General features: G+C 75.7%; 2 protein-coding genes. Both read left to right on the top strand.

Annotated features, from left to right (window positions below; genetic code table 11):
• Positions 1 to 813 (top strand): ABC transporter permease (locus B7767_RS35640; RefSeq protein WP_085575667.1); only part of this gene is annotated, 813 nt, incomplete at its 5' end.
• A 34-nt stretch (positions 814 to 847) separates the two neighbouring features.
• On the top strand, positions 848 to 1513 hold the full coding sequence (locus tag B7767_RS35635; RefSeq protein WP_085575666.1) for an AAA family ATPase: 666 nt from the start codon (positions 848 to 850) through the stop codon (positions 1511 to 1513).
• Positions 1514 to 1618: the final 105 nt, after the last annotated feature.

Raw genomic sequence — 1618 nt, 5'->3', positions numbered from 1 at the left:
CCCCCCGCCGATGTCGTGCCGGGCGGCGCCCTGGCCGTGGAGGAGGCCGCGCCGCAACCGGCCGGACTCGGCCCCCGGGCGCGGCTGTGGCCGTCGCTGGCGGCCGTGTACCGGGCGCAGCTCTCCCGGGCCCGGGTCGCGCGGATACCGCTGCTGTTCGTGGCGACCTTCCAGTCGGTCGGCATCATGATCCTGATGCGTGGGGTCGTGGACGGCGGCGGCGAGGCGCAGGCCGTGGTCGCCGGCTCGGCGGTCCTGGTCGTCGCCTTCGTCGCGCTGAACCTGCTCGCCCAGTACTTCGGGCAGCTACGGGCCAGCGGCGGGCTCGACCACTACGCGACCCTGCCGGTGCCGCCGGCCGCGGTGGTGCTGGGCGCGGCGGGCGCGTACGCCTCGTTCACCGTGCCGGGGACCGTGGTGACCGCCGTCTTCGGATGCGTGCTGTTCGGGCTGCCGCTGGCGAACCTGTGGGTGCTGGCAGCCGTGATCCCGCTCGCCGGAGCCGCGCTCGCCGGACTCGGCGCGGCGCTCGGCCTGCTCGCGCCCCGCGCGGAGCTGGCCACGCTGCTGGGGCAGCTCGGCATGTCGGCCGCGCTGCTGCTCGGTGTGCTGCCGGCGGAGCGGATGCCGGAGGTGGTGCGCCTCGCCCGGGACCTGCTGCCGTCGACGTACGGCGTCGAGGCCTTCGCGCGGACCTTCGGGCCGCATCCCGACTGGGCGCGGGTGCTCGGTGACCTCGCCGTGTGCGGAGCCGTCGGTGTCATCTCGCTGGCCGTCGCGACCTGGGCGTACCGCAGGGCGGCCGTCCGGTGACGCGCCGCACAGCCGGGCCTGGCACGATGGCGGGGTGAGCGCACCTCTGACACCACCACCGCCCCCGCACGAGCAGGCAGCCGCCTCGTACCCGTACGGAAAGGCGGGCGAGGCCGCGTACCCACGGCACGGCCGGTGGTACGAACAGGACGGTCCCGGCATGAAGGCGGAGATACGTGAGGCCGCCGTGACCGCGGTGGCGGTGGCGCTCGGCGGGGTGCTGCTCGGGGTGCTGTGGTGGTGGCTGGCGCCGCGCGTGCCGCTGGTGGGTGACGTGGTCGGCGACGACTGGGCCGTGTACCTCAAGGACTCCGAGGGCGAGCAGGGCATCGGGGTGGACGGAACGTTCTCGCTGCTCGCACTGGGGTTCGGGGCGGTGAGCGCGCTCGCCGTGTTCCTGGTGCGGCGGCGCGGGGGCGTGCCGTTGGTGGTGGCGCTGGCGGTCGGTGGGCTGCTGGGGTCGTTGCTGGCCTGGCGGGTGGGGGTGTGGCTCGGTCCCGCGCAGGATGTGATCGCGCAGGCCCGGAGTGTCGGCAAGGGGGTCACGTTCGACGCGCCGTTGAAGCTGAGTGCGAAGGGGGCGTTGCTGGCGTGGCCGTTCGCGGCGCTGGTGTTGCACCTGGGGTTGACGGGGCTGTTCGGGCCGCGGGACCCGGAGCAGTTTCCGCCGGCTGAGCCGTACGTGTCGCCGGGGGCGTAGGTTTCCGGGTGCCCCGTGCGGGTGCGGGCCGGGGGTCGCGCGGCCCGGCGCCTGCGGGGTGCCTCCCCCCCCCGGAGGGGGTACCCCCAGCGCCCGCCCTCCCCC

The organism is Streptomyces sp. 13-12-16, assembly GCF_002114215.1.
In the GTDB taxonomy this organism is placed as follows: Bacteria; Actinomycetota; Actinomycetes; order Streptomycetales; family Streptomycetaceae; genus Streptomyces.
This window is presented reverse-complemented; position numbering and strand designations above follow the sequence as displayed.